The organism is Roseobacter sp. HKCC-CH-9351 (assembly GCF_037830295.1).
Taxonomy (GTDB): domain Bacteria; phylum Pseudomonadota; class Alphaproteobacteria; order Rhodobacterales; family Rhodobacteraceae; genus M30B80.
Genome location: NZ_JBBLYM010000001.1, coordinates 340,627 through 362,515 on the forward strand (window position 1 = coordinate 340,627; position 21,889 = coordinate 362,515).

21 protein-coding genes, 2 tRNA genes and 1 pseudogene are annotated in these 21,889 nt (G+C 53.4%); 11 read left to right on the forward strand and 13 right to left on the reverse strand.

Going from position 1 to position 21,889, the window contains the following annotated elements; all coding sequences use genetic code 11:
• Nucleotides 1-68 precede the first annotated feature (68 nt).
• The 3 genes from AAC632_RS01740 to AAC632_RS01750 are packed head-to-tail and all read right to left on the reverse strand — an operon-like array spanning nucleotide 69 to nucleotide 1,734.
• Nucleotides 69-932, reverse strand: a complete 864-nt coding sequence (locus AAC632_RS01740) for a copper resistance D family protein (protein ID WP_340298401.1) — start codon at nucleotides 930-932, stop codon at nucleotides 69-71.
• Entirely contained in the window at nucleotides 932-1,276 is a 345-nt protein-coding gene (locus AAC632_RS01745; protein WP_340298400.1) for a copper resistance CopC family protein, read from the reverse strand. Before AAC632_RS01745 ends, AAC632_RS01740 begins: the two co-directional genes overlap by 1 nt.
• On the reverse strand, nucleotides 1,273-1,734 hold the full coding sequence (locus AAC632_RS01750) for a c-type cytochrome (RefSeq protein WP_340298399.1): 462 nt from the start codon (nucleotides 1,732-1,734) through the stop codon (nucleotides 1,273-1,275). The genes AAC632_RS01745 and AAC632_RS01750 overlap by 4 nt, the downstream gene beginning before the upstream one ends.
• 703 nt (nucleotides 1,735-2,437) lie before the next feature.
• Between AAC632_RS01750 and AAC632_RS01755 the strand changes: the two genes are divergently transcribed.
• Entirely contained in the window at nucleotides 2,438-2,632 is a 195-nt protein-coding gene (locus AAC632_RS01755; RefSeq protein ID WP_340298398.1) for a hypothetical protein, read from the forward strand.
• Between the two features lie 298 nt (nucleotides 2,633-2,930).
• On the forward strand, nucleotides 2,931-3,827 hold the full coding sequence (locus AAC632_RS01760; RefSeq protein ID WP_340298397.1) for a recombinase family protein: 897 nt from the start codon (nucleotides 2,931-2,933) through the stop codon (nucleotides 3,825-3,827).
• Between the two features lie 48 nt (nucleotides 3,828-3,875).
• On the opposite strand, the gene AAC632_RS01765 is transcribed toward AAC632_RS01760, so the two are convergent.
• The 5 genes from AAC632_RS01765 to AAC632_RS01785 all read right to left on the reverse strand — a co-directional run bounded on the left by AAC632_RS01765 (nucleotide 3,876) and on the right by AAC632_RS01785 (nucleotide 8,575).
• A complete protein-coding gene (locus AAC632_RS01765; protein WP_340298395.1) occupies nucleotides 3,876-6,038 on the reverse strand; it encodes a phage/plasmid primase, P4 family in 2,163 nt (720 codons plus the stop codon).
• Nucleotides 6,039-6,247: 209 nt separating this feature from the next.
• Nucleotides 6,248-6,484: a hypothetical protein gene (locus AAC632_RS01770; protein WP_340298394.1), complete on the reverse strand. Its 237-nt coding sequence runs from the start codon at nucleotides 6,482-6,484 to the stop codon at nucleotides 6,248-6,250.
• Nucleotides 6,477-7,964, reverse strand: a complete 1,488-nt coding sequence (locus AAC632_RS01775) for a tyrosine-type recombinase/integrase (protein WP_340299857.1) — start codon at nucleotides 7,962-7,964, stop codon at nucleotides 6,477-6,479. The genes AAC632_RS01770 and AAC632_RS01775 overlap by 8 nt, the downstream gene beginning before the upstream one ends.
• A 99-nt stretch (nucleotides 7,965-8,063) precedes the next feature.
• Nucleotides 8,064-8,139 (reverse strand) — tRNA-Ala (locus AAC632_RS01780).
• 100 nt (nucleotides 8,140-8,239) lie between these two features.
• Nucleotides 8,240-8,575, reverse strand: a complete 336-nt coding sequence (locus tag AAC632_RS01785) for a TIGR02300 family protein (RefSeq protein WP_340298392.1) — start codon at nucleotides 8,573-8,575, stop codon at nucleotides 8,240-8,242.
• 132 nt (nucleotides 8,576-8,707) lie between these two features.
• Here AAC632_RS01785 and AAC632_RS01790 point away from each other — a divergent pair, with 132 nt between their 5' ends.
• Nucleotides 8,708-9,427 (forward strand): M48 family metallopeptidase, encoded by a 720-nt coding sequence (locus AAC632_RS01790; protein WP_340298391.1) that lies wholly within the window; start codon nucleotides 8,708-8,710, stop codon nucleotides 9,425-9,427.
• Nucleotides 9,428-9,449: 22 nt separating this feature from the next.
• Nucleotides 9,450-10,103 (forward strand): GntR family transcriptional regulator, encoded by a 654-nt coding sequence (locus AAC632_RS01795; protein WP_340254193.1) that lies wholly within the window; start codon nucleotides 9,450-9,452, stop codon nucleotides 10,101-10,103.
• 188 nt (nucleotides 10,104-10,291) lie between these two features.
• Here AAC632_RS01795 and lpdA read toward each other — a convergent pair whose 3' ends face one another.
• The 3 genes from lpdA to AAC632_RS01810 all read right to left on the reverse strand — a co-directional run bounded on the left by lpdA (nucleotide 10,292) and on the right by AAC632_RS01810 (nucleotide 13,068).
• Entirely contained in the window at nucleotides 10,292-11,680 is a 1,389-nt protein-coding gene (lpdA, locus tag AAC632_RS01800) for a dihydrolipoyl dehydrogenase (RefSeq protein ID WP_340298390.1), read from the reverse strand.
• Between the two features lie 165 nt (nucleotides 11,681-11,845).
• The gene (locus AAC632_RS01805; protein ID WP_340298389.1) at nucleotides 11,846-12,247 is read right to left on the reverse strand and encodes an MAPEG family protein; all 402 of its coding nucleotides are present in this window, start codon (nucleotides 12,245-12,247) and stop codon (nucleotides 11,846-11,848) included.
• A 29-nt stretch (nucleotides 12,248-12,276) separates the two neighbouring features.
• Complete coding sequence (locus tag AAC632_RS01810) at nucleotides 12,277-13,068, reverse strand: SseB family protein (RefSeq protein WP_340298388.1); 792 nt, start codon at nucleotides 13,066-13,068, stop codon at nucleotides 12,277-12,279.
• A 128-nt stretch (nucleotides 13,069-13,196) separates the two neighbouring features.
• Between AAC632_RS01810 and AAC632_RS12215 the strand changes: the two are divergent.
• The 4 genes and pseudogenes from AAC632_RS12215 to AAC632_RS01825 all read left to right on the forward strand — a co-directional run.
• Nucleotides 13,197-13,358, forward strand: a pseudogene (locus AAC632_RS12215) (capsule biosynthesis protein); the annotation flags it as partial.
• Between the two features lie 5 nt (nucleotides 13,359-13,363).
• Complete coding sequence (gene kdsA, locus AAC632_RS01815; RefSeq protein ID WP_340298387.1) at nucleotides 13,364-14,197, forward strand: 3-deoxy-8-phosphooctulonate synthase; 834 nt, start codon at nucleotides 13,364-13,366, stop codon at nucleotides 14,195-14,197.
• Between the two features lie 24 nt (nucleotides 14,198-14,221).
• The gene (locus AAC632_RS01820; RefSeq protein WP_340298386.1) at nucleotides 14,222-15,718 is read left to right on the forward strand and encodes a phosphomannomutase/phosphoglucomutase; all 1,497 of its coding nucleotides are present in this window, start codon (nucleotides 14,222-14,224) and stop codon (nucleotides 15,716-15,718) included.
• 80 nt (nucleotides 15,719-15,798) lie between these two features.
• Nucleotides 15,799-15,873 (forward strand) — tRNA-Gln (locus AAC632_RS01825).
• An 86-nt stretch (nucleotides 15,874-15,959) separates the two neighbouring features.
• Here the strand turns inward: AAC632_RS01825 and AAC632_RS01830 are convergent.
• Together AAC632_RS01830 and AAC632_RS01835 are read right to left on the reverse strand one after the other, a co-directional pair.
• Nucleotides 15,960-16,841, reverse strand: a complete 882-nt coding sequence (locus AAC632_RS01830; protein ID WP_340298385.1) for a carbon-nitrogen hydrolase family protein — start codon at nucleotides 16,839-16,841, stop codon at nucleotides 15,960-15,962.
• Nucleotides 16,841-17,560 (reverse strand): arylesterase, encoded by a 720-nt coding sequence (locus AAC632_RS01835; protein ID WP_445322664.1) that lies wholly within the window; start codon nucleotides 17,558-17,560, stop codon nucleotides 16,841-16,843. The genes AAC632_RS01830 and AAC632_RS01835 overlap by 1 nt, the downstream gene beginning before the upstream one ends.
• Here AAC632_RS01835 and AAC632_RS01840 point away from each other — a divergent pair.
• From AAC632_RS01840 to AAC632_RS01850, 3 genes are read left to right on the forward strand one after another with little or no spacing between them, the layout of a single operon-like run.
• Entirely contained in the window at nucleotides 17,559-18,260 is a 702-nt protein-coding gene (locus AAC632_RS01840) for an ABC transporter ATP-binding protein (protein ID WP_340298384.1), read from the forward strand. The genes AAC632_RS01835 and AAC632_RS01840 overlap by 2 nt on opposite strands.
• Nucleotides 18,257-20,797: an ABC transporter permease gene (locus AAC632_RS01845; protein ID WP_340299859.1), complete on the forward strand. Its 2,541-nt coding sequence runs from the start codon at nucleotides 18,257-18,259 to the stop codon at nucleotides 20,795-20,797. Before AAC632_RS01840 ends, AAC632_RS01845 begins: the two co-directional genes overlap by 4 nt.
• Nucleotides 20,746-21,630 (forward strand): serine/threonine protein phosphatase, encoded by an 885-nt coding sequence (locus AAC632_RS01850; RefSeq protein WP_340298382.1) that lies wholly within the window; start codon nucleotides 20,746-20,748, stop codon nucleotides 21,628-21,630. The genes AAC632_RS01845 and AAC632_RS01850 overlap by 52 nt, the downstream gene beginning before the upstream one ends.
• Nucleotides 21,631-21,889: the final 259 nt, after the last annotated feature.

Genomic DNA, 21,889 nt, shown 5'->3' on the forward strand with positions numbered 1-21,889 from the left:
GGTTATGAGTTTCCTTTGTAGGGCATCTTCAGCTTGCTCACTAGGGGTCAAATAGCCTGAGAAACAGCCTACATGTTAATAGGCGGCGTTGTGACACTGGTAAGTGTAGCGGTCACGATAAGAATCGCCACGATGGCGATAGCCTCAAATGCTATGGAACGCCGAAGCTTCTTGCTCGCAGCTTGCGCCGACCGAACCATTTCTGGAACTAATCTGAACCTGTTGAGCGCTGCTAAACTCAGAAGCCCGGCAACCAAGATAAGTTTGGCAAGGAGTGTCACGCCATAGTCTGTCGTCAATAAAAGCGACAATGACCCTAACATGCACCACGCAAATACCAGTCCGACTATCGCCAGAATTGGCACTGTCAGACCCGCCAAAACGCCAAATCTGTGCAGCAGCACAACTCCATTCGCCTCACGAGAAGCTCGATATAGGGGTGCTAGACCTGCTACCCAAAATGCCCCTGCCAAGATATGGACGACGATGAGCGGCGCAAGGAGATAACGAGGTTCTCCCAGAGAATGACCAATCGTTGCAAATGACGTTGCAACAATGATTGCCCCGATCAGACCAACAACAAGCTGTAACTGTCGCGAGACAATTGTAGCCAGAATAAGAGCGCACCCAATAACTTGAAGAAGCGCAAAGCTTCCTAAAGGACTTTCCCAAACGATCTGAAGCATGATCGGGTCAAGCATCCCCTCCAACCCACCCCCAGAAATACGGGCCGAACGGACAGCAATCCGCAAGGCAACAAGAAGCGGCAAGGCTACCGCGCATAGGATGGCGACATCCTTAGCCACTTTCTTGATCTTGCTATCGGCGTTAGGAAAAGCCGCTAAGAATAGCGGCCCTCCTAAACACAGAAGGCTTGCTGCGTAATTACCCGCCTTAAGCGCAATTGCGGTCGCAATGATGCCATCCAGCATCACTCAACCACCTCAAAAGAAAAGCTGCCCTCCATGGGATGACCATCGCTAGACAGCCCTCTCCATTCAACCTCATAGTTGCCGGGCTGAAGCGCATCTTCAGGGGTGGCGACGAACTCAGTCGTGGGATCTAGGCCTGTTTGACGCTCAAGGGCGGTATCACCACTCGGCCCCACAAGTGAGACCGCCGTCACGCGCATCGGGTCGTCAAATCGTATTTCAATTTGATCAACAGCAGTGACACGCGAGGCATTAGCCGGTGTCGTTTCTTCAGATTCAGAATGCGCGAATGCTGCCGCATAACTGCCCAGAACCAAAAGGGACGCAAAAAAGACCTGTTTCATCGTTGTCGCTCCATTTCGTCATGCATGGCCTTAATTTCTTCTGGCCAAGTAGATTTGATGTAACTCAGCACCGCGATGATCTCTTCGTCCGTCAAAATGCCCTCATAAGCGGGCATGTTTGACTGATAGCTCGGGTCATTAATAAGGGCTGCGACGCCGTATTTGGTTAAACCAAATAGCGTAAGACTATCGTGATGCCATGTGTGGCCATCTTTATTATGCGGAGGCGCGGGCAGACGCCCTTCTGCATCTCGTTGGCGCCAGTTGGGTTGACCCTCCAGATTGGCACCGTGACAAGACGCACAGTTGTTCTGATAAATTTGGCTGCCTTGTAAGACGACCATCGGGTTTTCAGCCTGTAAGGTTACTGCTTGAGCGGGCTGGTTGCTGCCCATGACAAAATAACCAACAGCCGCAAAACCTGCACCTGCTGCACCAAGAATTAATGCTCGTTTCATTTCTGATTATGTCCAATTCGATCAAGACCAAGCGACCTTTCACATCACCCAAGGCTTAGGGGGAGTGGACCTATCGCTATTACCACTAGAAAATTTTCACTGCGTCATGACGGCGAAGCGTAGCCGTCCTTCTATGACCAGCGTCACCCTCGTGGCGGGGTCCTGAGCCGTGGCACGATGAACTCATCTGGCAAGACAGTATCTACTTGGAAGTCAATAGATGCTTGCTGCGCAACAAGCTGCAATATTTCTGTAGGTGCTAGGACAGCCATAAACACTGAGCAAGTTGAAGCAGAGTGTTTGATCTCGTCACAGCATGCGACATCGCCATGTCCATCCATGCCAGCAACAGTCATGTGTGGTTCCGATATAACGGTGTGCGCGTTCGCCGACACAGCAAACATCGCCCCGAGAAGAACGAAACACCCTAAAATTGCACTGCGTAATAATGCCATGGGAGCAGGCTAAGAAAATACGACCCCAAATGCAACACACAGGCACCATAAGTCCTCTCTTATATGGAAATCTGTAAGCGATCCCTAAGGAGCATTGATGAATGCCAAGGCTTCAACCAACTACAAAGGTTATTCCTTCTTCCACAAAGATTTGATTCGAAATTGCTACACAATTAATACCTCTCACGAGATGAGGTGCAAAAAAGTGGCATTACCTAAAACGTGAAAATAAAAACAACTCTGCATTCATGAAGGTAGCTGGGGAGAATGACAAAGCCGCCAAACGCAAAGGCGATGATCCCTACGATTGGTGGGTCGTAGATCACGAGATTGACCTGTCCAAGATAGCATTTAATGTCATAATGGATGAAGACTTTATCGCCCTTGCAAAGGCAAAAGCTGCCGCAGGTTCAGAGGCAGATTTCGAGTTCTGGAAGCAGTAGCAAAAACGCCGAGGACTCAATTAAGCTATCCATTCTTAAAAACCCAATCTGTGTGGGGCAGCATATACGATATATCCCCCATAGGCCGGGGAGCCGGTATGCCCCCGTGCAAAGACTAAGTGTTTGTTTATGAATGCCAAATAGAAGCCAAGCCCTAGCAGTGCGTGGGCTGTAGCAAATAAGTATACGCTTGCGCATTCTCTGATCGGCATGAAATTCTGTAGCACAAAAGTCTTGTTTTGTCTTTTGCTACATGATATCTGTGCAACATACCCCCGTGCTACAAAGGACAGCCGAAATGCCCATCACTGTGCTATACGCCAGATGCTCCACTGCTGATCAGCAAGTCGAGATTCAGCGGGAACAAGCGGAAGCTGCCGGCTTTCAGATTGACGAGGTGGTTGAGGATCAGGGTGTTTCTGGTGTCAGTACCACGCTCCAAGAACGCACCGGAGGCAGTAGGCTTTTTGATATGTTGCGTGACGGCGACACGTTGCTAGTCCGTTGGATCGACAGGCTAGGCCGGAACTATGATGACATCTCTCAAAACATGCGCCACTTCCTCGACAAGGGCGTGACCATCAAGACCGTTATCAACGGTATGACATTTGACGCTAAGCCGAAGGATGCGATGGCGAAGGCGGTACGTGATGCGATGCTTTCTTTTATGTCAGCTATGGCAGAAGCAAATGCCGTTGCGATGAAGGAAGCACAGGCGGCGGGAATTGCACATGCCAAAGAGAAGAATCCGAACACGTTCAAGGGTCGCAAGCCCACGTTCACGTATGGCGATGTTAAGAATGTGATGGAACTTAAATCTCAGGGCATTGGAGTGAATGAAATTGCGAGGCAGTTAGGCCTCAATAAGTTTCTTGTCTCTCGTATTCACCGTGATCCGGCAGGGCATATGGACAAACTAAAACGTTGGTTTGACGGTGCAGACCGCAGACTTGAAGCAAACGTTAAACGTGTCATTCCCAACTTCAATTTGGAGAAGAACGAACGCATTAAAGCCCGTGATGGCAAAACTCCACTCCAACGAAACAAAGAAGAGATCGAACGCCGTAAAGCTGTGGCAGAAGAACGAAACAAGGAAACAAAAGTCCTAGATCACGGCATCAATGCAGGACTTAAATCTTCGTTAAAGAAGAAGAGTGGAGGACATGGAGGCAAAAACAAACTTTCTAGCTCGTAAGGTTGTAGATAGTTTTGCTCTGACCCGTCATATCCTCCACCTCCTCCACTAATGCACCTGCGTCCAAGTGGTTTTGATGCCTAACCACATGTTGCCGGACGATGTCTTTTTTTGTTCGACACCATCAAGTTTTGACAGGGCCTTCTTGAAATGAATCGTGTTCTTTGGACGCTTGCCAAGGTTTCCGCAGAACCTCTGATAATCTGCGTAAAGAGATGAAGCTGGTGTTCGTGCTTGCATTTCTAAATCGCACTCGTCCTGAATAAACTGCGTAACCGTGTCCATCGCATTCTGATACTCTGCGACTTCATCAAGTACGGCTTTCGGTGGATTTAAGCCCTCTTTCTGCCACGCCAGACAACCGTCTATTACCCAATTCAATATTCCAGACATTTCCGCTTTAAGCTTTTTACTCAGATCACGATCTTGCTCCTCCGGCCGAAATGTACGGTTGAAGGGTATTGTGTTTATTCTGCGCCAAATCCCGTAATCAGAGTTATTGATCTGCGGCAGACTATTGGTTGCGAGAAACAGCTTAGCAATTAAAGCAAATTCCACCCACTTTCCGTAAAGAGGTCTGCCCTTCAGAAAGTCACCGCCCGTCATTTGCTTGACCTTGGCCTCCGCTAAGGCTTGGCCTTCCTCTGTTTCATTAACGGAAACCAGTCTGGCTCCAATCAAATCTACGAGGTCATCGCCTACACCGGAGTTTCCTGCGATCAACATCTGTGATGCGGCAGACGTTCCGTAGTCACCCCAAAGCGAGTTAAGTGTGTTTAGGAATGTGGACTTACCATTTGCGCCATCGCCAATCAAAAAGAACATTGCTTGCTCTTTCGTAAGTCCGGTCAGGCTGTAACCTAAAACCTTTTTAACGAAGTGAACCAAGTCACGATCGCCTTCGAACACCTCGTCAATAAAGCCCTCAAATACGGGGCAGGAAGCACTCGCATCGTAGGACACGTCTAAACTTTTGCTGACCAGCTTATCGGGGTCAGGGGCGAATATTTCCCCTGTCTCTAAGTCCAGATAAGTATCACGGGTTGCGACAAGCATTGGGTTTTGATCGAACGCTGTGACATGAATAGCCTGTTGAGTTGCCGCCACTTTGATCAAGTTCTCAAGACGGTTGACGCTCTTAAACTTGTCCAATTCCTCTGCGGGCTTGTACTGCGTATCACGAATAAGCTCAGCTTTTGTTTCGTCCACAAACTGGATGGCACGTTGAAGTATCTGGTTGGCGTGATCCGGAACCCACTTAACACCATCCCACAGAAACCATTGCTTGTGTTCAATAACGTAAAGCCCTTTGCGGTTTAGCCAGAAACCAAGCTCATTTCCCAAGTCACCTTCATTGTGTTGGGTTGGATTGCGAAAGCGCCCATGGTTCACAATGTCAGATGTCCGGTCTGCCCCGAACTGGAGCGAGTGAGATGGGTCTTTACCCAAGTACAAAGCTATGCGGTCTGCGATGCGGTTTGCTTTGTCAGGGCCTAATATACGCACGAGCCCACGAAAGCCTTCGAGTTTCTCTTTTGGTTTTTGCGCAGATGTCTTGACGGCGTTCAATCTGTCCTGACGATCTTTGTCGCCTGTCAAGCTAACGATACGGTCAATCAAATCCACTAATAGCTGCGCACCAATACCCTCTTTCAAGCAATAACCTGCGAAGGCCAAAGCAAGATCGTGGCGGGTACCCTCCCTCCAATTTGCTGCAACTTCTGCAACTGCTGCAACAAACGAGACATCTTTGTGGAGTTCGTCATAAGTAACGAGCGGTGCGGAGAGATTCAGGCTCGTCACCCGAAGCGGAACTCCAGTCTCGTGTACGGAGGGAGGGATCATTGTTTGGCCACCCTCACCTCGCAACTCAATAAGCGTGTTGCCTTCCGTTGAGGTCATCCTTTGCGTGGTGCCAAAAGTCGAAGCTTTGTAGAGATAATGTGCGCTGTCGTTAGTGCCACGATTAAAGCTGGCGTGGGGTGGCGGCAGTATCAAATCAGCTACGGCAACAGCCGCAGGGCTATCTAAATCGGCATCCAGTACACCCGATGCTTCGCCTAATAATAAGCCGACATTTCCGTGAGGAGTATTAGCGGCATCGAAAGTCTTACCCTTGTTGCGCCAGTCGCTTTCAACAGGGCGCTTACTACGAGGACGTAGTTCAAGAAAGGCTTCCTTGTCACTGATATGTTTAAACGCTTCTTCCATGATTTTCCCTTAATTTCAGTAGGTTACGGTTTCATTGTCTCTCCTCACAATGTTACTGTAGCATTAACTCCTGTAGCATATCAATAAAAAAGTGTAGCACTAGTCTACGTTGCACAGTTAAAGTATTGAAAATAAACCAAAAGAAAATTGCATTAACGCCTGTAGCACAGACATTAATTGCCAAGAATCATCTCGAATCGTGGTGTTTTTTAGAGGAAGAAAGGAAGGAGGCCGTATATCAGCCTACCCAACTCTTGGATTATGCCCTCGTAAATCAAGTACAAGAAGATGCCCACTCCAGCCGCAATGCCATATGCGGTCACTTCTGTGCCCTGTCTGTCATCAAAAAACCTGTAGGCAATGTATCCACCGATAAAGCCAAAGAGCATGAGCACTCCGGTGAAGAGAGCCAAACCAAAAACCCACCGAAGCAAACCTTCAAACATCAGACGCTCTCCTGATAAAGGACAGGTCTAGGCGGCGTATTTCATTCAACACAGTAGCCACCTGTGCTGCCTCACCATACGTGCCGGCTGTCTGCGTAGTACCATGACCCAACATTCTTTCTCTAAGCTCCCAGTCGATGGTTGGAACAGCATTTCGGCAGATGGTTGTGAAGGTGTGCCGGAAGCTGTGAAGCGTTAATCTCCTATCATTGGGATCATCACGTACTGCGTGGACATAGCTAATCAAACGGCGTGAGGCTTTGTTGGAAACCTTGTTGTCTGCGCCAGATACAGGGTAACTAAACAGGCGATCTTTATCGCTTTTATTCCAGCTAAACCCCCGTTCCGGTAACATTCGCACTATCTCCGGATGAAGAGGCACATTACGGCGAGAAGGGGCGTTTTTAACGACCATATTCTGAGTGTCGAGCCAGTGGACGGTAACGCCATTTACTTCTCGTTCGTGGATATCACGCCACCGAACACTTGCAATCTCCTCTAAGCGACAGCCGGTCGTGGCCAACATCGCTAAGCAAAGACGGTCTTGGTCAGGAATATCCATAGACCACAGCTTGGCATATTCATGATCACGGAAGTCACGATAGGATTGCTTGGCTGCTCCTCGCCCCGCAAACTCCAAACCTTCCCACAAAAGCCCCGAAGAATAACCTTGCTGATACGCAAACTTCAGAACGTTTGTGAGCGGCACGAAATACTGTTTCAAAGTTTCAACAGCGACCCCTGCCTCTTGATCTTTAACGTCAACAATATCCTGCAAGGCATCCATGTACTTATAGGCCAGAGGTTGGTTGAACTCTGATAAGCGAACTCGCCCTGCCCACTTTTGAAATGTCTTTAATTTGCTGCGTTGATCATTAAGCGTCTTTTGTCTTTTGGGTTCGTTGGTTTTGGCATTTCTCAAAAACGAGGGGTGTTCGAGATATTCCTCTACAACAGCGTCAAAAGTCTTGGTTTCTTTAACAGGAACAAACCTTTCGCTATTCAACCTACGGAACTCAAGTAGGAAGCTTTCTAGCGCATCACGAACCAAATCAGCGTGCTCTGCTATGAGAGGAGCGTCCTCCCAGTCCGTAGCTTGGGTTTCTATTACGCCCCCTGCCCTGACACGGACATCATCTTCGATTTGGTAACGAGATTCTTCTTCGAATAGTTTTTTACAGATGCTGTTCAAATCTTTAGGCATTTGATCTGGTCGGTTTTTATAGATCAAAGATTCAAGCTGCATGTAAGCTATCGAAAGAGGGTGGTTTGTTAGTTCTGCTTGATCGAACTCAGCCCATATCTGAGCCTCTAAATCCCGCAACTTATCACGAGCGAGCTCCCAATTATCCGTGCCTGTGGACTTATATCTCTGCTTTGATCCTATGATGCTGCGCAGATTGGAAGGTACTGTCACATAAGCATACAGGCTCTTCTTGCCACTCTTTGGCGCAAGGGTTGCCTTTGGATAAACAGCCATTGCGTATAGCCCTTCGTATAGCCCTGCGTATAGCCCTAATGGTGGCACATAGGCTAAATCAGGTCAACGAAATAAGGAAATCAATGGGTTAGGAGGATTTGGTGGAGCCTAGGGGGATCGAACCCCTGACCTCTTGCATGCCATGCAAGCGCTCTCCCAGCTGAGCTAAGGCCCCAAAACCGTTTGCAACATTCGTTGCGATCTGCGGTTTATGGTGTCGCGCGGGGCAGATCAAGGGAAAAAACCGCCCCACACGCAATGGTCAGCAGAGTGATCTACTCTTCATCATCCGAGCCGACATCGGCAATGTCATCAAGCGAGACATTATCGTCATCGTCATCTTCGAGAAGATCGTCATCCAGATCGGAATCATCATCCAATACCAAATCATCTTCATCATCCAAGATCACTTCATCGTCCGCACGGTCTTTGGCCTTGGCGGCAGACGCAGCAGATGGTTTTTCCGCAACCAAGCTGCGGCCACCTTTACCGGTGTCCAATGTGACCACCTCGCCCGTATATGGGCTAACGATCGGGTCTTTTTTAAGGTCGTAGAAACGCTTGCCTGTGGTTGGGCATACGCGTTTAAAACCCCATTCCTCTTTGGGCATGACACCCCCTTCAATGAACGCTATCGAGAGAATTGCGATCCCCTGCCATAATGTGAATAGGGTGTCAAAGGCTTTCCGAATACTAATTCAAGGATTGCCCGTTTAATTGACGAAAGACGGAGGCTTATTGCGATGCTGCGCAAGATATCATCTTGGATTCACCATTTGGATGGGCCACAGCCCGTTGAGGTGGTGATGAAGAAATCAGTGCGCGCCACGCGGTTTTCCTTACGGGTGTCCAACAGAGATGGCACTGTCAGCCTAACCATGCCCCATTGGGCGCTCGAAAGTGAGGCTTTGGCCTTTTTGAACGCTCGCCGTGAATGGTTGATGAGGCATTTACAAGACCGCCCAGCAGCACAGCGCCCTGCTATTGGTGCGGTGATTCCCATCGAAGGTGCTCCCCATCCGATCATCGAAGGCAGTGGCCGTTCGGCAAAGCTTGCCGATGGGTGTTTAAGCGTTGCCGATGATCCACGCTTGCCCATTCGCGTGGCCGCGTTTCTGAAAACCCGCGCCAATGCGCGGCTCCACACAGCCTCGGAATATTACGCGAATAAACTGGGAAGACAGTTTTCCAAGCTCACACTTCGTGACACCAAAAGCCGCTGGGGCAGTTGCTCGGCGCAGGGTCATTTGATGTATTCTTGGCGACTGATCATGGCCCCGCCTGAGGTGCTAGATTATGTCGCCGCCCATGAGGTTGCGCATTTGGCAGAAATGAACCACGGTCCAAAATTCTGGGCACATTGCGCCTCGCTCTGCCCTGAGTATCAACGGCATCGCGCATGGCTGAAAACCCATGGGAACGAGATTTTAGCGTGGCGCTTTGAGAGCTTGCCAACAGGATAGGGTTTGTGATCACATATGGCCTATGCCGACTAACCCGCGCCCAACTGAACAAACCGTTGCGGTGGCCCATGAACGGGTCTATCGCGCTTTGCGCTCGCGCATTATGCATGGCGAAATTTTGCCAGGGCGGGCAATGACGCTGCGTGGAATTGGCCAAGAATTTCAGGTCTCGATGACGCCTGCACGCGAGGCGGTTAGGCGTTTGGTGAGCGAAGGCGCACTGTCCCTATCGGCGTCAGGCCGCGTGTCGACCCCCGAACTCAGCAATGAACGGATCGAAGAACTGGCGGCGTTGCGCGCATTGCTTGAGCCTGAATTGGCCGCACGCGCCCTGCCGCGGGCGCATATGGCCCTCATCGAACGAATGGAAAGCACTAATAGCGCTATTGCAGGGGTGATCCATACGGGCGATGCCATTGCCTATATCCGCCACAACCTTGAATTCCACCGCACGCTCTATTTGCGGGCGCAAGCGCCAGCAATGTTAGCTTTGGCCGAAACGGTTTGGCTGCAATTGGGACCAACAATGCGCGCGCTCTACGGGCGGCTACACCGAACCGATGCGCCACAGCATCATCGTTCCATCCTCGCCGCATTAAAAGCTGGAGATGAGCCAGGGCTGCGATTGGCTGTTCGGGCCGATGTCACCCATGGATTGAGGCTATTGGCCACCTGAGGCTGACCATTAACCATTGCTTAAACTGCATCAGGTTTTGAATGGGCCATGCGGTTTACAGTCCCCCAATCAAGAACCCGCCGTCAGACTTGCCCAAGGTTTTTTCAACTGTTGTGCAAGACACCCCAATGGAGAGATGCCGAATGCCTCCCCTGCATTCGGCATCTCTTTGTTTTAGACGCCGCAAGTCAGGCGTGGATCGCCCCATCCCCACAGGCCAATGCCGCCTCGCGCACTGCCTCAGAGAATGTAGGATGCGCATGACAAGTCAGCGCCAAATCCTGCGCACTGGCGCCAAATTCCATCGCGACACAAACCTCATGGATCAAATCCCCTGCCGCAGGGCCAATGATATGAGCCCCCAAAATGCGGTCAGTGTCTTTGTCGGCAAGGATTTTCACAAAACCATCCGCCGCGAAATTCGCCTTAGCGCGGCCGTTGCCCATAAAGGAGAATTTCCCAACCTTATAGGCACGGCCCTCAGCCTTCAGCATCTCCTCAGTCGCGCCGACCGAAGCCACTTCGGGGTTTGTGTAAACCACGCCAGGGATCACACCATAATTCACATGGCCATGTTTGCCCGCAACAACCTCGGCAACGGCCATACCTTCGTCCTCGGCTTTATGCGCCAACATTGGGCCTGCGATACAATCACCAATCGCATAAACGCCCTTAATATTGGTCTGCCAGTGGCCATCCGTTTTGATTTGTCCGCGCTCGGACAGTTCCACCCCAAGCGCATCAAGGCCAAGCCCCTCAGTGTAGGGTTTGCGCCCAGTCGCAACCAGAACCACATCTGCAACAACCTGATGGTCGCTGTCATCTTTCTTCAATTTGTAGCTGACAGTCGCATTGGTCTTGGTTGTTTTTACCCCTTGAACAGCTGCCCCAAGCGTAAATTTCAAACCCTGTTTTGAAAGGATTTTTTGGAAATTCTTGGCAACTTCACTGTCCATACCGGGGGTAATGGTATCGAGATACTCAATCACCTCGACTTCGGCCCCAAGACGGGCATAGACCGAGCCAAGCTCAAGACCAATGACCCCAGCACCAATGACAACCATTTTCTTGGGCACTTTACCCAGAGCCAAGGCACCCTCAGAAGTGACCACGATTTTTTCGTCTACCTCAATGCCTGGCAGCGTGGACGGCATTGAGCCAGATGCAATGATGATCGATTTTGCGTTGTGGGTTGTGTCGCCAACCTTCACCTGCCCCGCTGCAGGGATGGAGCCGAACCCTTTGATCCAATCCACCTTGTTCTTTTTGAACAGGAATTCGATCCCTTTGGTGTTTTGGCCAATCACATCATCTTTATAGGCCAGCATACCTTTCCAATCGACCTTGGGCGCAGCACCTTTGAGGCCCATCTTGGCGAAGTTATGTTCTGCCTCGTGCAAGGCATGGCTTGCGTGCAGCAGCGCCTTAGACGGAATGCAGCCAATATTAAGGCATGTGCCGCCCAATGTGTCGCGGGCTTCGACACAGGCGGTTTTTAGACCCAACTGTGCGCAACGGATTGCGCACACATAGCCACCAGGGCCTGCGCCAATAACGATAACATCATAATCTGCCATAATCTTCGCCTCCTTAGCGCTCGGTCGTGGCCCTGTGTCAGGCCAAATTTGCCAAGCGCATAGGAAATTGGCGTGCGCGAAACAAGGATTTTCACCCCTCACCCCCCCAAAAACGGGCCAAAATAGCGCGGCTCAGGGGGTGATTTTCGACTTTGTGATCACAAATTAAAAAACTGCGATCACAACCATAGAGATTGTCGCAAAGAACCCAACCGCCCAAATGATAGACCGCCACGGCGTAAGTCCCTGCGCATAGGCAGGCACATAAAGAATCCGCGCCACCAAATAGGCATGTGCGCAGATTTCAGTGGCGGCATTAGACGCCCCAAGCGCTGTCACCAAACCCACCGCTATGGCAAAAAGGATCAATGCCTCAAAATGGTTGTTTAACGCGCGCTGCAATCGGCCCGCCACACCCGTTAGGCTTTTGGCTGTATCCCTCGGGCTCATGGAATACCCGACCCCGACCTGTAAATTCGCAACAACGCCGTAAAGTATCAATTGGAATACCTGTAAAAAGAAAGCGAGGGCGAGAATGTAGAGCTCGGTCGTCAATGTGGTTTGCATGCCTAAGCCTTTCGTTGCAGCGGGCCAAGCTATCGCAGCTTGGGTGGTTTATCTGGATCCGATCCAGGCGCGGGGCGTTTCCGTGGCTTTTCAACCTGCGGCAAATCAAAACGCAAGCCAACCTTCGCTAATTTCGCGACAAAGGCCTCATGTGCCGGCAAAAACACCACATCAAGCATGCCCGCCTCAACGCCCGACAGATGGAGCGTTTCTGAAACGGCACGCGCCAAGGCCTCATGCGCCTCGGGCGCAGCATCGATAAAGCATAGGATATGGCTGTGACTGCCATCGGCATACTCGGCTAAGGCAAGATAGGCACCTGCGGCCAACCCCGTCAGCCCTGCTAATTTGGCGTCCAAAGCAATCAACACATCTTGCGGCAGGCCGCGTGGTGCGTTCAGCGACACGGGGCGCGCATCTATGGATGTTGGCCCCTGCTCTGCAATATCGCGCAGCCAAATCATCGCAGCGCCGTCAAGCAAGATCTCGCTGGGCGCGACCCCAAGGTTCAAGCCCAGACCAATATCCTGAGGCGCCAACATTTTGGCCAAGGCCCGCCCCGTAAGCGCAGCATAGGGCGCTTCTATCCCGTCCACGAACTGAGACAGCCGCTCTTCTCGGTCAAAGGCTAAGACGAAGGAAACCCCCTCAGATGTCAGGATTTTTGGCTCAATCCGATCCTGCCCAGCGGCCATTGGGCGCTCAAGCAGCACGAATAGCTCAGCCCCCAAAAGGCGGTCATAGAACCGCAGTCGCGGCATCTGGGCATCTGGGTCTGCTTGCATTTGCGCATAGGCATGATCCAAGGGCGTTTCGGTCATCCATCAACACTCCAACATCTTGCGCAAAAGACGCGCAGGTCAGGATTATTCACCCCATCCCGTATTGCCCCGCCTCGGCCTGCGCAAGGGCGGGGGGCAGGATCACACGCAATCTTGCAACAAAATGCCAAACACTTTACCTGTCTATGAGTGTCTTTCCTGTCGCGCCTGACGAGGTGGCTTATCAGCGCAGTTTTGAAAATACATTGCTTGCCTTCCTTGTGTTTTCGGGCATCTACCTGTTGATATCAATGACAGCATCCATTCTTCGCGAACAGGTATCGGCGTAAAAAATATGAGAGACGTGCAAATCGGAAACCTGACGGTCGGCAACGACCGCCCGCTCACCCTTATTGCGGGGCCTTGCCAATTGGAAAGCGCGGATCATGCGCAGATGATTGCAGGTATCCTAAAAGAGGCCTGCGAAAAGGCAGGCGCGCAGTATATTTTCAAGGGCAGCTTTGATAAGGCCAATCGCACCTCACTCAATGCCGCGCCCCCCTTGGGCTTGGATAAAGGCCTTGAGGTTTTGGCATCTGTTAAATCCACGATTGGCGTGCCTGTTCTGACCGATATTCACGAAAAAGAGCAATGCGCGCCCGTGGCCGAGGTGGTGGACGTTCTCCAGATCCCTGCTTTTCTGTGTCGCCAAACCGCCCTTTTGCTAGCGGCGGGAAGGACGGGTGCCGTGATCAACGTCAAAAAGGGACAGTTTCTTGCCCCGTGGGATATTCCCAATGTGGTCGCCAAAATCGAAAGCACGGGCAATGATCGGATCCTGCTCACCGAGCGCGGAGTCAGTTTCGGCTATAACCGCCTCGTGGTTGATATGCAGTCTCTGCCCGAGATGGCAAAAACGGGCTGCCCCGTTGTAATGGATGCAACCCACGCTGTGGCACAACCTGGGGGCTTGGGTGGCGCATCAGGCGGGCAGCGCGAATTTGCACCTGTTTTGGCCCGCGCCGCCGTGGCGGTTGGTGTGGCCGCGGTCTTTACCGAGACGCACCAAGACCCCGACAACGCCCCTTGCGATGGCCCCAACATGATCCGCCTGACGGATATGCCCGCATTAATTGAAATGTTGATGCAGCTTGACCACTTGGCCAAAGCCAACCCAATCCGCATTTAACCCAAGCCCAATAAGGTATTCGTCATGACAAAACCCCTCACCGAGGTCACCCCGAATACATGGGCCTTCTTGCGCGATCCGATGATCAAACCGACAGGGTTTCGCGAATATGATGCACGCTGGCGTTTTCCCGAAGAGATTAACCTGCCAGGCGTTACTGCCTTGGGTCTAGGGCTTGGAACACAAATGCATGAGGCCGGCATTCGCCCTGAGATCGTGGTGGCCAATGATTACCGCGACTATTCGCTCTCGGTCAAAAACGCGCTGATCTTGGGCTTGATGCGGGCGGGGATCAAGGTGCGGGATATCGGCCCCGCCCTCAGCCCGATGGCCTATTTCGCGCAATTTCACCTTGATGCGCCCGCGGTGGCCATGGTGACAGCCAGCCATAACCCCAATGGATGGACAGGGGTGAAAATGGGATTTGAAAAGCCCCTCACCCATGGCCCAGTCGAGATGGCGCGTTTGCGCGATATCGTTTTGGACGGCGCGGGCGTGGCGCGCACGGGCGGCGCGTATGAGTTTGTCGATGGCGTCAAAGAGGCCTATTTGGATGATCTCGTTGGCGATTTCAAAATGACCCGCAAGCTGCGCGTGGTCTGCGCCACGGGCAATGGCACGGCTTCGGCCTTTGCCCCTGAGTTATTCGCGCGCATAGGGGTCGAGGTGGTCGCATCGCATAATGCGCTTGATTACACATTCCCGCATTACAACCCAAACCCCGAAGCGATGGAAATGTTGCATGACATGGCGGACACGGTGCGTGAAAGCGGCGCTGATTTCGCGCTTGGGTTTGACGGGGACGGCGATCGTTGCGGCGTGGTCGACAATGAAGGCGAAGAAATTTTCGCCGATAAGATGGGCGTGATCTTGGCCCGCGATCTGGCCAAACATCACAAGGGTGCGATTTTCGTAGCTGATGTGAAATCTACGGGGCTGTATGCCTCTGACCCTGAATTGCGGGCGCTTGGCGCGCGGGCGGATTATTGGAAAACCGGCCACAGCCATATGAAACGCCGCGTGCATGAATTGGGCGCACTCGCGGGGTTCGAAAAATCGGGCCACTACTTCTTCGCGCCGCCTCTGGGACGTGGCTATGATTGCGGCATGCGCGTTGCGGTAGAAATCTGCAAATTGATGGATCGCAACCCTTACGCCTCTATGGCGGATCTGCGCCGCGCTTTGCCCCAAACCTACGCCACCCCGACCATGTCGCCCTATTGCGCGGACACGCAAAAATACGATGTTCTCGCTCGGTTGGTGGAAAAACTCGTGGCTTTACATGGTCAAGGCGGCTCACTGGGCGGGCAGAAAATCGTGGATGTCGTAACGGTAAATGGCGCGCGGGTGGTGTTGGAAAATGGCGGATGGGGCCTTGTGCGGGCCTCATCCAACACGCCAAATTTGGTGGTTGTCTGCGAAAGTCCCGCCAGTGAAGCAGAAATGCGCGCAATCTTCCAAGACCTAGACGCGATCATTCGAACAGAACCCGATGTCGGGGCCTATGATCAAACGATTTGAGACCACGAAAATAAACCAAAGATTTTTCACACAAGGGTCTTGATCCTACGACCCGCGCAAAGTAACTAGCGCGTCACAGTTGGGGTGTAGCCAAGTGGTAAGGCAACGGTTTTTGGTACCGCGTACCGTAGGTTCGAATCCTACCACCCCAGCCAGTTCTTCCCAAAACTGACCGCTACACCCGACAGGTAACAAAATGGCGCGCTCGCGGCTGATCATGCCATCCCAGCAGTGGATACGTCTATATTTCGTTGGGATTGCGCGCTTTGATGCGCGCATCCTTTCGCGATAGCTGATAGGGTCTCTCATTGGACAGGTTCGGAATTTGTGCCCGCGCGTGATCTGCACGGCTCAAATCCAAATCGCAGATATGCAAGGCGGGCGCGGCCGTGCCTGCATCCAATAAAATCTCGCCCCATGGAGCGACAACCATCGAATGACCATAGGTGCTGCGCCCATCTTCATGGCTGCCTGATTGGGCGGCGGCTACGATAAAACTACCCGTCTCAATGGCACGAGCACGCAGCAGAACCTCCCAATGAGCTTGGCCCGTGGTCACCGTAAAGGCCGATGGCACAAAGATCATGCGCGCGCCCGCCTTGGCATAGTCGCGAAAGAGATGGGCAAAGCGGATATCATAACACACGCTCATCCCCCACGGGCCCCAAGGGGTGTCGACCAACACCGCCTGATCCCCCGGATCAAATCGGCTCGATTCTCCAATTGGGGCCTGCCCGTCCAGTGCGATATCAAACAGATGAATTTTATCATAGGCTGCGACCACATCCCCATCAGGCGCGATCAAAACAGCGTGATTACGGAATTTTTCTGCGCCTTCAGGTCGGATCGGTGTTGTGCCTGCTTGGATCCAAAAGTTGTGCCTGCGCGCCGCATTGCGCGCGGCATCCAGAAACGGATCTTCCGAAGCGGTCTTGACCTGTGCCAAAGCTTTCTCACGATCGCGGCACATCAAACCCGCCACTTCAGGCAGACATAAAAGATCTGCGCCCGCTGCCGCCGCATCGCGTGCAAACTCTTGCATCACGGCGATATTTGGGGCGTGGGTCGTGGCAGAACACATCTGCCCAAGAGCCACACGCAGATGATCGGCAGCCTCGCTCATCACCCGCCTGCCTCGGCGCGGGCAATAAGGTTTGCAACCTCAGGGCCAAGTGCCTCGACCACCAAAGCCACGCCCTTGGCATTAGGGTGAATGCCATCGGGCTGCATCAAATCGCTCAATGCCTCTTGGCGGTTACTTTCTGCGGCCGCGGCAATAGGCCCAAGAAAATCAAGCACAAGACTAGTCTCATATTGGGCCGCGAGATCGGGGTAAATCGCGTCAAATTCAGCCTTAAATGCGGGGCCGTAATTATTGGGCGCGGGCAAGCCCACCAAAAGAACAGGCAAATTGCGCGCAGATATTTTCTGCAAAATTGCCTCAAGGTTGGCGCGACTGGTTGCAGGTGGAATCCCACGCAATAGGTCATTTCCCCCCAATGCCACGATCACGGCATCCACATCAGGGGTCAGCGTCCAGTCAATCCGAGACAGCCCCCCTGCGGTCGTGTCACCCGAGACACCCGCATTGACGACTTGTGCATCAAGACCTTGCTCATTGATCCAATTTTGCAGCTGCGGCACGAAACCTTCGCCTTGGGGCAAGCCGTATCCTTGGGTCAGACTGTCGCCCAGGGCAACGACCTGCACCTGCGCGACCCCCGTCTGTGGCAGCAGCATCAGCAGCACGCCAAAGAGCGCCGCCCAGACAAGCCGCCCCTTGCCGCAGCGCGGCAAAACCCCATATCGAGTTTCAACCAAGTATGCGGGGTTATTGAACATGGCCGAAACCATCCTTTCGCTTGAAGACGCAAGTCTGTCCTTGATGGGCAATGCGGGCCCTGTCGATATCCTACATGGGGTGTCTTTGACGATAAGCAAAGGGGAAAGCGTCAGCCTCGTTGGGCCATCGGGTTCGGGTAAGTCTTCGCTCTTAATGTTGATGGGTGGATTAGAGCGCCCCACATCGGGCACAGTGCGTGCGCTTGATCATGATTTGGGACGTATGGATGAAGATGCCTTAGCGCGGTTTCGCCGCAACCATATGGGCATTGTTTTTCAATCTTTTCACCTGATCCCAACCATGACTGCGCTTGAGAATGTTGCAACGCCCCTTGAATTGGCAGGGGTGGCAGATGCGTTTGATCGGGCCGAGGCGGAACTGGCTTCGGTTGGCCTTGCGCATCGTGCGGGGCATTATCCTGCGCAAATGTCAGGCGGTGAACAACAGCGCGTAGCCTTGGCCCGTGCGGCAGCACCGCGCCCCTCGATCTTATTGGCGGATGAACCCACAGGTAATTTGGACGCAACCAATGGGGCGCAGATCATGGACCTTTTGATAGATCTGCAAACCCGTCACGGGGCTACGCTGATCCTCGTCACCCATTCTTCGGAACTGGCCGCAAAATGTGACCGCATGGTCACCTTGCGCGATGGTCGGGTCGTCTCAGAAACACGCCCGCAAAAAGGATCGTGCATATGATCATGGCGTGGCGAATTGCGCAGCGCGAATTGCGCGCGCAATGGCGTGCGGAGTTGCGTGGTTTTCGCATTTTTCTCGCCTGTTTGATTTTGGGCGTGGCGACTATCGGCACTGTTGGCACAGTGCGCAGCGCAATTGGCGATGGCTTGTCGCGTGAGGGGGCGGTGATCCTTGGCGGAGACGCTGAAATGGAATTCACCTATCGCGGCCCAAATGATGAAGAGCGCGCCTTTATAGCAGCAATCTCAACGGATCTCTCTGAGACCATCGAACTGCGGTCTATGGCGGGTTTCACGGGGCCCGAGGGGATGGATTACACCCTGACCCAATTGCGAGCGGTCGATGCGGCCTATCCGCTCTATGGCGCGGCGGGTCTTATACCAGATCACCCGATCCAAGAGGCCATTTCAGCGCAAAACGGCCTGTATGGCGCGGTGATGCAGCAAGTGCTGATTGATCGTTTGGGCATGCAAATTGGTGATATCTTCACCATTGGAACAGCAGAATTTCAACTGCGCGCCGCCCTTGATGCAGAACCTGATGGCGCGGCAGGCGGCTTTGGCCTTGGCCCGCGCACCATCATATCGCTGGACGGATTAACCGCCTCAGGCCTGATCCAACCCGGCACACTATATGAAACCGAAGTGCGGCTGAAACTGCCCGAAGGGGCAAATTTCGATAGCTTGCGGAGTCAGATGGAGGCAGCTTTTCCCGAAGGCGGTATCCGCTGGCAAGACAGCCGCCGCGCGGCCCCAGGGGTGCAACGCTTTGTCGATCGTATCGGCACGTTCTTGGTGTTGGTTGGCCTCGCAGGTCTGGCCGTAGGTGGGGTTGGCATTGCTGCCGCGGTGCGGGCCTATTTGGAAAATCGTCTATCCACCATTGCGATCCTGAAAACCATCGGGGCCGAGGGGCATACGATCTTTGCCGCATATCTGATCCAAATTATTATTTTGGGTGCCGTTGGCGTTGGCATGGGCGTGGTGCTTGGGGCGCTGTTGCCGCTTGTGGCGGCTCCGTTCTTGGACCCGCATATGCCTGTGGATTTGAACATAACCATCGCCCCTGCTGCCCTTCTTGAGGCGGCGAGCTATGGCGCGCTGACGGCGTTAATCTTTACGCTGCTACCCTTGGCGCAAACCGAACGCCTGCGCGCCGCAGCGATCTTTCGAGATGCGGCAAGCCCAGCCATTGCCATCCCGCGCAAACGCTATATCGCAGCGCTGCTTGGCCTATGCGCCGCGCTCTTGGGACTGGCGCTATGGCGGTCTGGCGTGCCGATTTTGACGCTTGGCGCAGCAGGGGGGATTGCCGCAGCCCTTTTGATCCTATGGGTGGCTGCATGGGTGTTGCGCCGCGTCTTGCGCAATTTGGCGCGCGGGCGCGCCTTACGCGGACGGGTCATGTTGCGCGCGGCCCTCGCTGCGATTGCCGCCCCCCGTTCAGAAGCGACCGCGGTGATGATTTCGCTGGGTCTGGGCCTGTCAGTTCTGGCGGCGGTGGGGCAAATCTCGTCCAATCTACAAAATGCGATTGACCGCGACCTTCCCGAGGTTGCCCCCTCCTATTTCTTTGTCGATATCCAACCAAACCAGATTGACCCCTTTCTCACCCGCACGGCAAGCGACCCTGCGGTATCACGGGTGGAAACCGCGCCCATGCTGCGCGGTATCGTGACGGGGATCAACGGGCAAGACGCGCGCGAAGTAGCAGGGGATCACTGGGTCGTGCGCGGGGATCGTGGCCTGACCTATCTGGACGAAGCCCCACCATCTGACCAAATTGTTGCAGGGCAATGGTGGGATCAAGGCTATGACGGGCCACCATTGATGGCCTTTGCCGCCGAAGAGGCCGCCGAATTAGGTGTCGGGCTTGGCGATCAGATCACTGTTAACGTTTTGGGGCGGGAAATCACCGCGACCATTGCAGCGCTGCGTGAGGTTGATTTCTCGAATGCAGGGATTGGGTTTGTTATGACCCTCTCCTCTAACGCGTTTGCAGGCGCACCTCATACATTCATCGCAACAGTCTATGCCGAAGAGTCCGCAGAAGCGCAGTTGTTGCGTGATATTGCGGGCGATGCCCCCAATATTACCGCCATTCGCATCCGTGATGCACTAGACCGCGTGGCCGAGGCGCTTGGGGCCATTGCAACGGCAACGTCCCTTGGCGCAGGCGTGACCCTGTTGACAGGATTGATCGTCTTAATCGGTGCGGCCGCATCGGGCGAACGGGCGCGCAGCTATGAGGCGGCACTTTTGAAAACCCTCGGCGCCTCGCGTGGGCAAATCCTGTCATCCTTCGCCCTTCGTTCCGCATTGTTAGGGGCGATGGCGGGCTTGGTCGCCCTTGGTGCAGGCACGCTTGGAGGCTTTGCGGTCATGGAATTTGTGATGGAGGCGCCCTTTCAGTTTGATCTTACCTCGGCCATTCTCATCATTGGGGGCGGTGCCTTGGTCAGCCTTGCTGCGGGGCTTGGTTACGCATGGCGACCTTTGGCCATGCGCCCTGCGGGACGGTTGCGCGCGCGCGATTAAGCGCGCGGCCGCGCCGCAAATTTAGCCTTGCTTATGCGCCCATATCCGCGCAGATTTTAACCATGTTCAAACTGTTCAAGCGCACCCCCAAACCCACAGGACAGGCAGCCTTAGGTCAGGGCAAAGGCGGGCAACCGCGGCCTGAATTGGCAAGCTATATCGTGGGCGACCTTATGGGCTGCGCCAGTTTGCTTGAAGGCATTTTGGCGCGCATTGATGCCCATATCGGCAATAGTGGCGCAACAAATCCACAATTGGTTTTCGTTGGAAATTACTTGCACGCGGGCGGGCAAGGGTTAGCCACGCTCGACCGCCTGATGGATCTGACCCAAGAATTTCCAAATAACGTCACCTGTCTTTGCGGTGCGCAGGAACGGCTTTTGCTCGATAGTTTAGATGCGCCGGCGGTGCGACTTCAACGCTGGCTGCGTGCAGGGGCACCGCGATTTTTGCAGGAACTCAAGCTTGACCCGAACCTGCCACCCGATGACTTGGTTACACATTTATCAGAAGTCTTGGGAGAGGCGCGCATTACATGGTTAGCCAACCTGCCGTTGTTTTGGAAATCAGGCAGCTTGGCTGCAACCCATGCTGGCGCTGATCCGCATCATCCGCTTGACCAACAAAGCGGGCGCAATCTGATCTGGGGCCATCCTGAATTTGCCTATCGCCTGCGTGGAGATGGCCTATGGATAGCCCACGGCCATAACGCTGTCGAAAGCGCAACCCAAGCGGAGGGGCGCATCGCGCTAAACACCCGCCCCGATGAAACAGGACGCCTAAGCGCCGTGGCAATTTTGCCCGATGGCAGCACCACCGAATTGCATACCTAAGAGAGAGGTGAGTGCGGACTAACCGGGGAGAGCTGATTAATCCGCGCTTTTAAGGAGAAATCGGGTGTCCCTCAGGGGTGACGGCAGGATCCCGTCAGGACACCCGAAACGCTTTGCACATCTCAAACCACTGGAAGGGACTAACAACCAGAGACTTGGGCCTTGCGTGTAAATGGCCTTTGCGCGCGTGGCTTCGCATCGGCCCAATCAGGTTTGCGCCTGATCATGACCAAGATTTAGGGTCACCCTTGCTGAAAGA

Excerpts from the sequence above, each read along its gene's own strand:
- AAC632_RS01810 (WP_340298388.1), bottom strand. The coding sequence starts at position 13,068 with ATGACCGAAACGCCCTTGGATCATGCCTATGCGCAAATGCAAGCAGAC.
- AAC632_RS01770 (WP_340298394.1), bottom strand. The coding sequence starts at position 6,484 with ATGTTTGAAGGTTTGCTTCGGTGGGTTTTTGGTTTGGCTCTCTTCACC.
- AAC632_RS01820 (WP_340298386.1), top strand. The coding sequence starts at position 14,222 with ATGACAAAACCCCTCACCGAGGTCACCCCGAATACATGGGCCTTCTTG.
- AAC632_RS01845 (WP_340299859.1), top strand. The coding sequence starts at position 18,257 with ATGATCATGGCGTGGCGAATTGCGCAGCGCGAATTGCGCGCGCAATGG.
- AAC632_RS01830 (WP_340298385.1), bottom strand. The coding sequence starts at position 16,841 with ATGAGCGAGGCTGCCGATCATCTGCGTGTGGCTCTTGGGCAGATGTGT.
- AAC632_RS01745 (WP_340298400.1), bottom strand. The coding sequence starts at position 1,276 with ATGAAACAGGTCTTTTTTGCGTCCCTTTTGGTTCTGGGCAGTTATGCG.
- AAC632_RS01740 (WP_340298401.1), bottom strand. The coding sequence starts at position 932 with ATGCTGGATGGCATCATTGCGACCGCAATTGCGCTTAAGGCGGGTAAT.
- AAC632_RS01835 (WP_445322664.1), bottom strand. The coding sequence starts at position 17,560 with ATGTTCAATAACCCCGCATACTTGGTTGAAACTCGATATGGGGTTTTG.
- lpdA (WP_340298390.1), bottom strand. The coding sequence starts at position 11,680 with ATGGCAGATTATGATGTTATCGTTATTGGCGCAGGCCCTGGTGGCTAT.
- AAC632_RS01775 (WP_340299857.1), bottom strand. The coding sequence starts at position 7,964 with ATGGCTGTTTATCCAAAGGCAACCCTTGCGCCAAAGAGTGGCAAGAAG.
- AAC632_RS01765 (WP_340298395.1), bottom strand. The coding sequence starts at position 6,038 with ATGGAAGAAGCGTTTAAACATATCAGTGACAAGGAAGCCTTTCTTGAA.
- AAC632_RS01795 (WP_340254193.1), top strand. The coding sequence starts at position 9,450 with ATGCCGACTAACCCGCGCCCAACTGAACAAACCGTTGCGGTGGCCCAT.
- AAC632_RS01750 (WP_340298399.1), bottom strand. The coding sequence starts at position 1,734 with ATGAAACGAGCATTAATTCTTGGTGCAGCAGGTGCAGGTTTTGCGGCT.
- kdsA (WP_340298387.1), top strand. The coding sequence starts at position 13,364 with ATGAGAGACGTGCAAATCGGAAACCTGACGGTCGGCAACGACCGCCCG.
- AAC632_RS01790 (WP_340298391.1), top strand. The coding sequence starts at position 8,708 with ATGCTGCGCAAGATATCATCTTGGATTCACCATTTGGATGGGCCACAG.
- AAC632_RS01755 (WP_340298398.1), top strand. The coding sequence starts at position 2,438 with ATGAAGGTAGCTGGGGAGAATGACAAAGCCGCCAAACGCAAAGGCGAT.
- AAC632_RS01760 (WP_340298397.1), top strand. The coding sequence starts at position 2,931 with ATGCCCATCACTGTGCTATACGCCAGATGCTCCACTGCTGATCAGCAA.
- AAC632_RS01805 (WP_340298389.1), bottom strand. The coding sequence starts at position 12,247 with ATGCAAACCACATTGACGACCGAGCTCTACATTCTCGCCCTCGCTTTC.
- AAC632_RS01785 (WP_340298392.1), bottom strand. The coding sequence starts at position 8,575 with ATGCCCAAAGAGGAATGGGGTTTTAAACGCGTATGCCCAACCACAGGC.
- AAC632_RS01840 (WP_340298384.1), top strand. The coding sequence starts at position 17,559 with ATGGCCGAAACCATCCTTTCGCTTGAAGACGCAAGTCTGTCCTTGATG.
- AAC632_RS01850 (WP_340298382.1), top strand. The coding sequence starts at position 20,746 with ATGGCGACCTTTGGCCATGCGCCCTGCGGGACGGTTGCGCGCGCGCGA.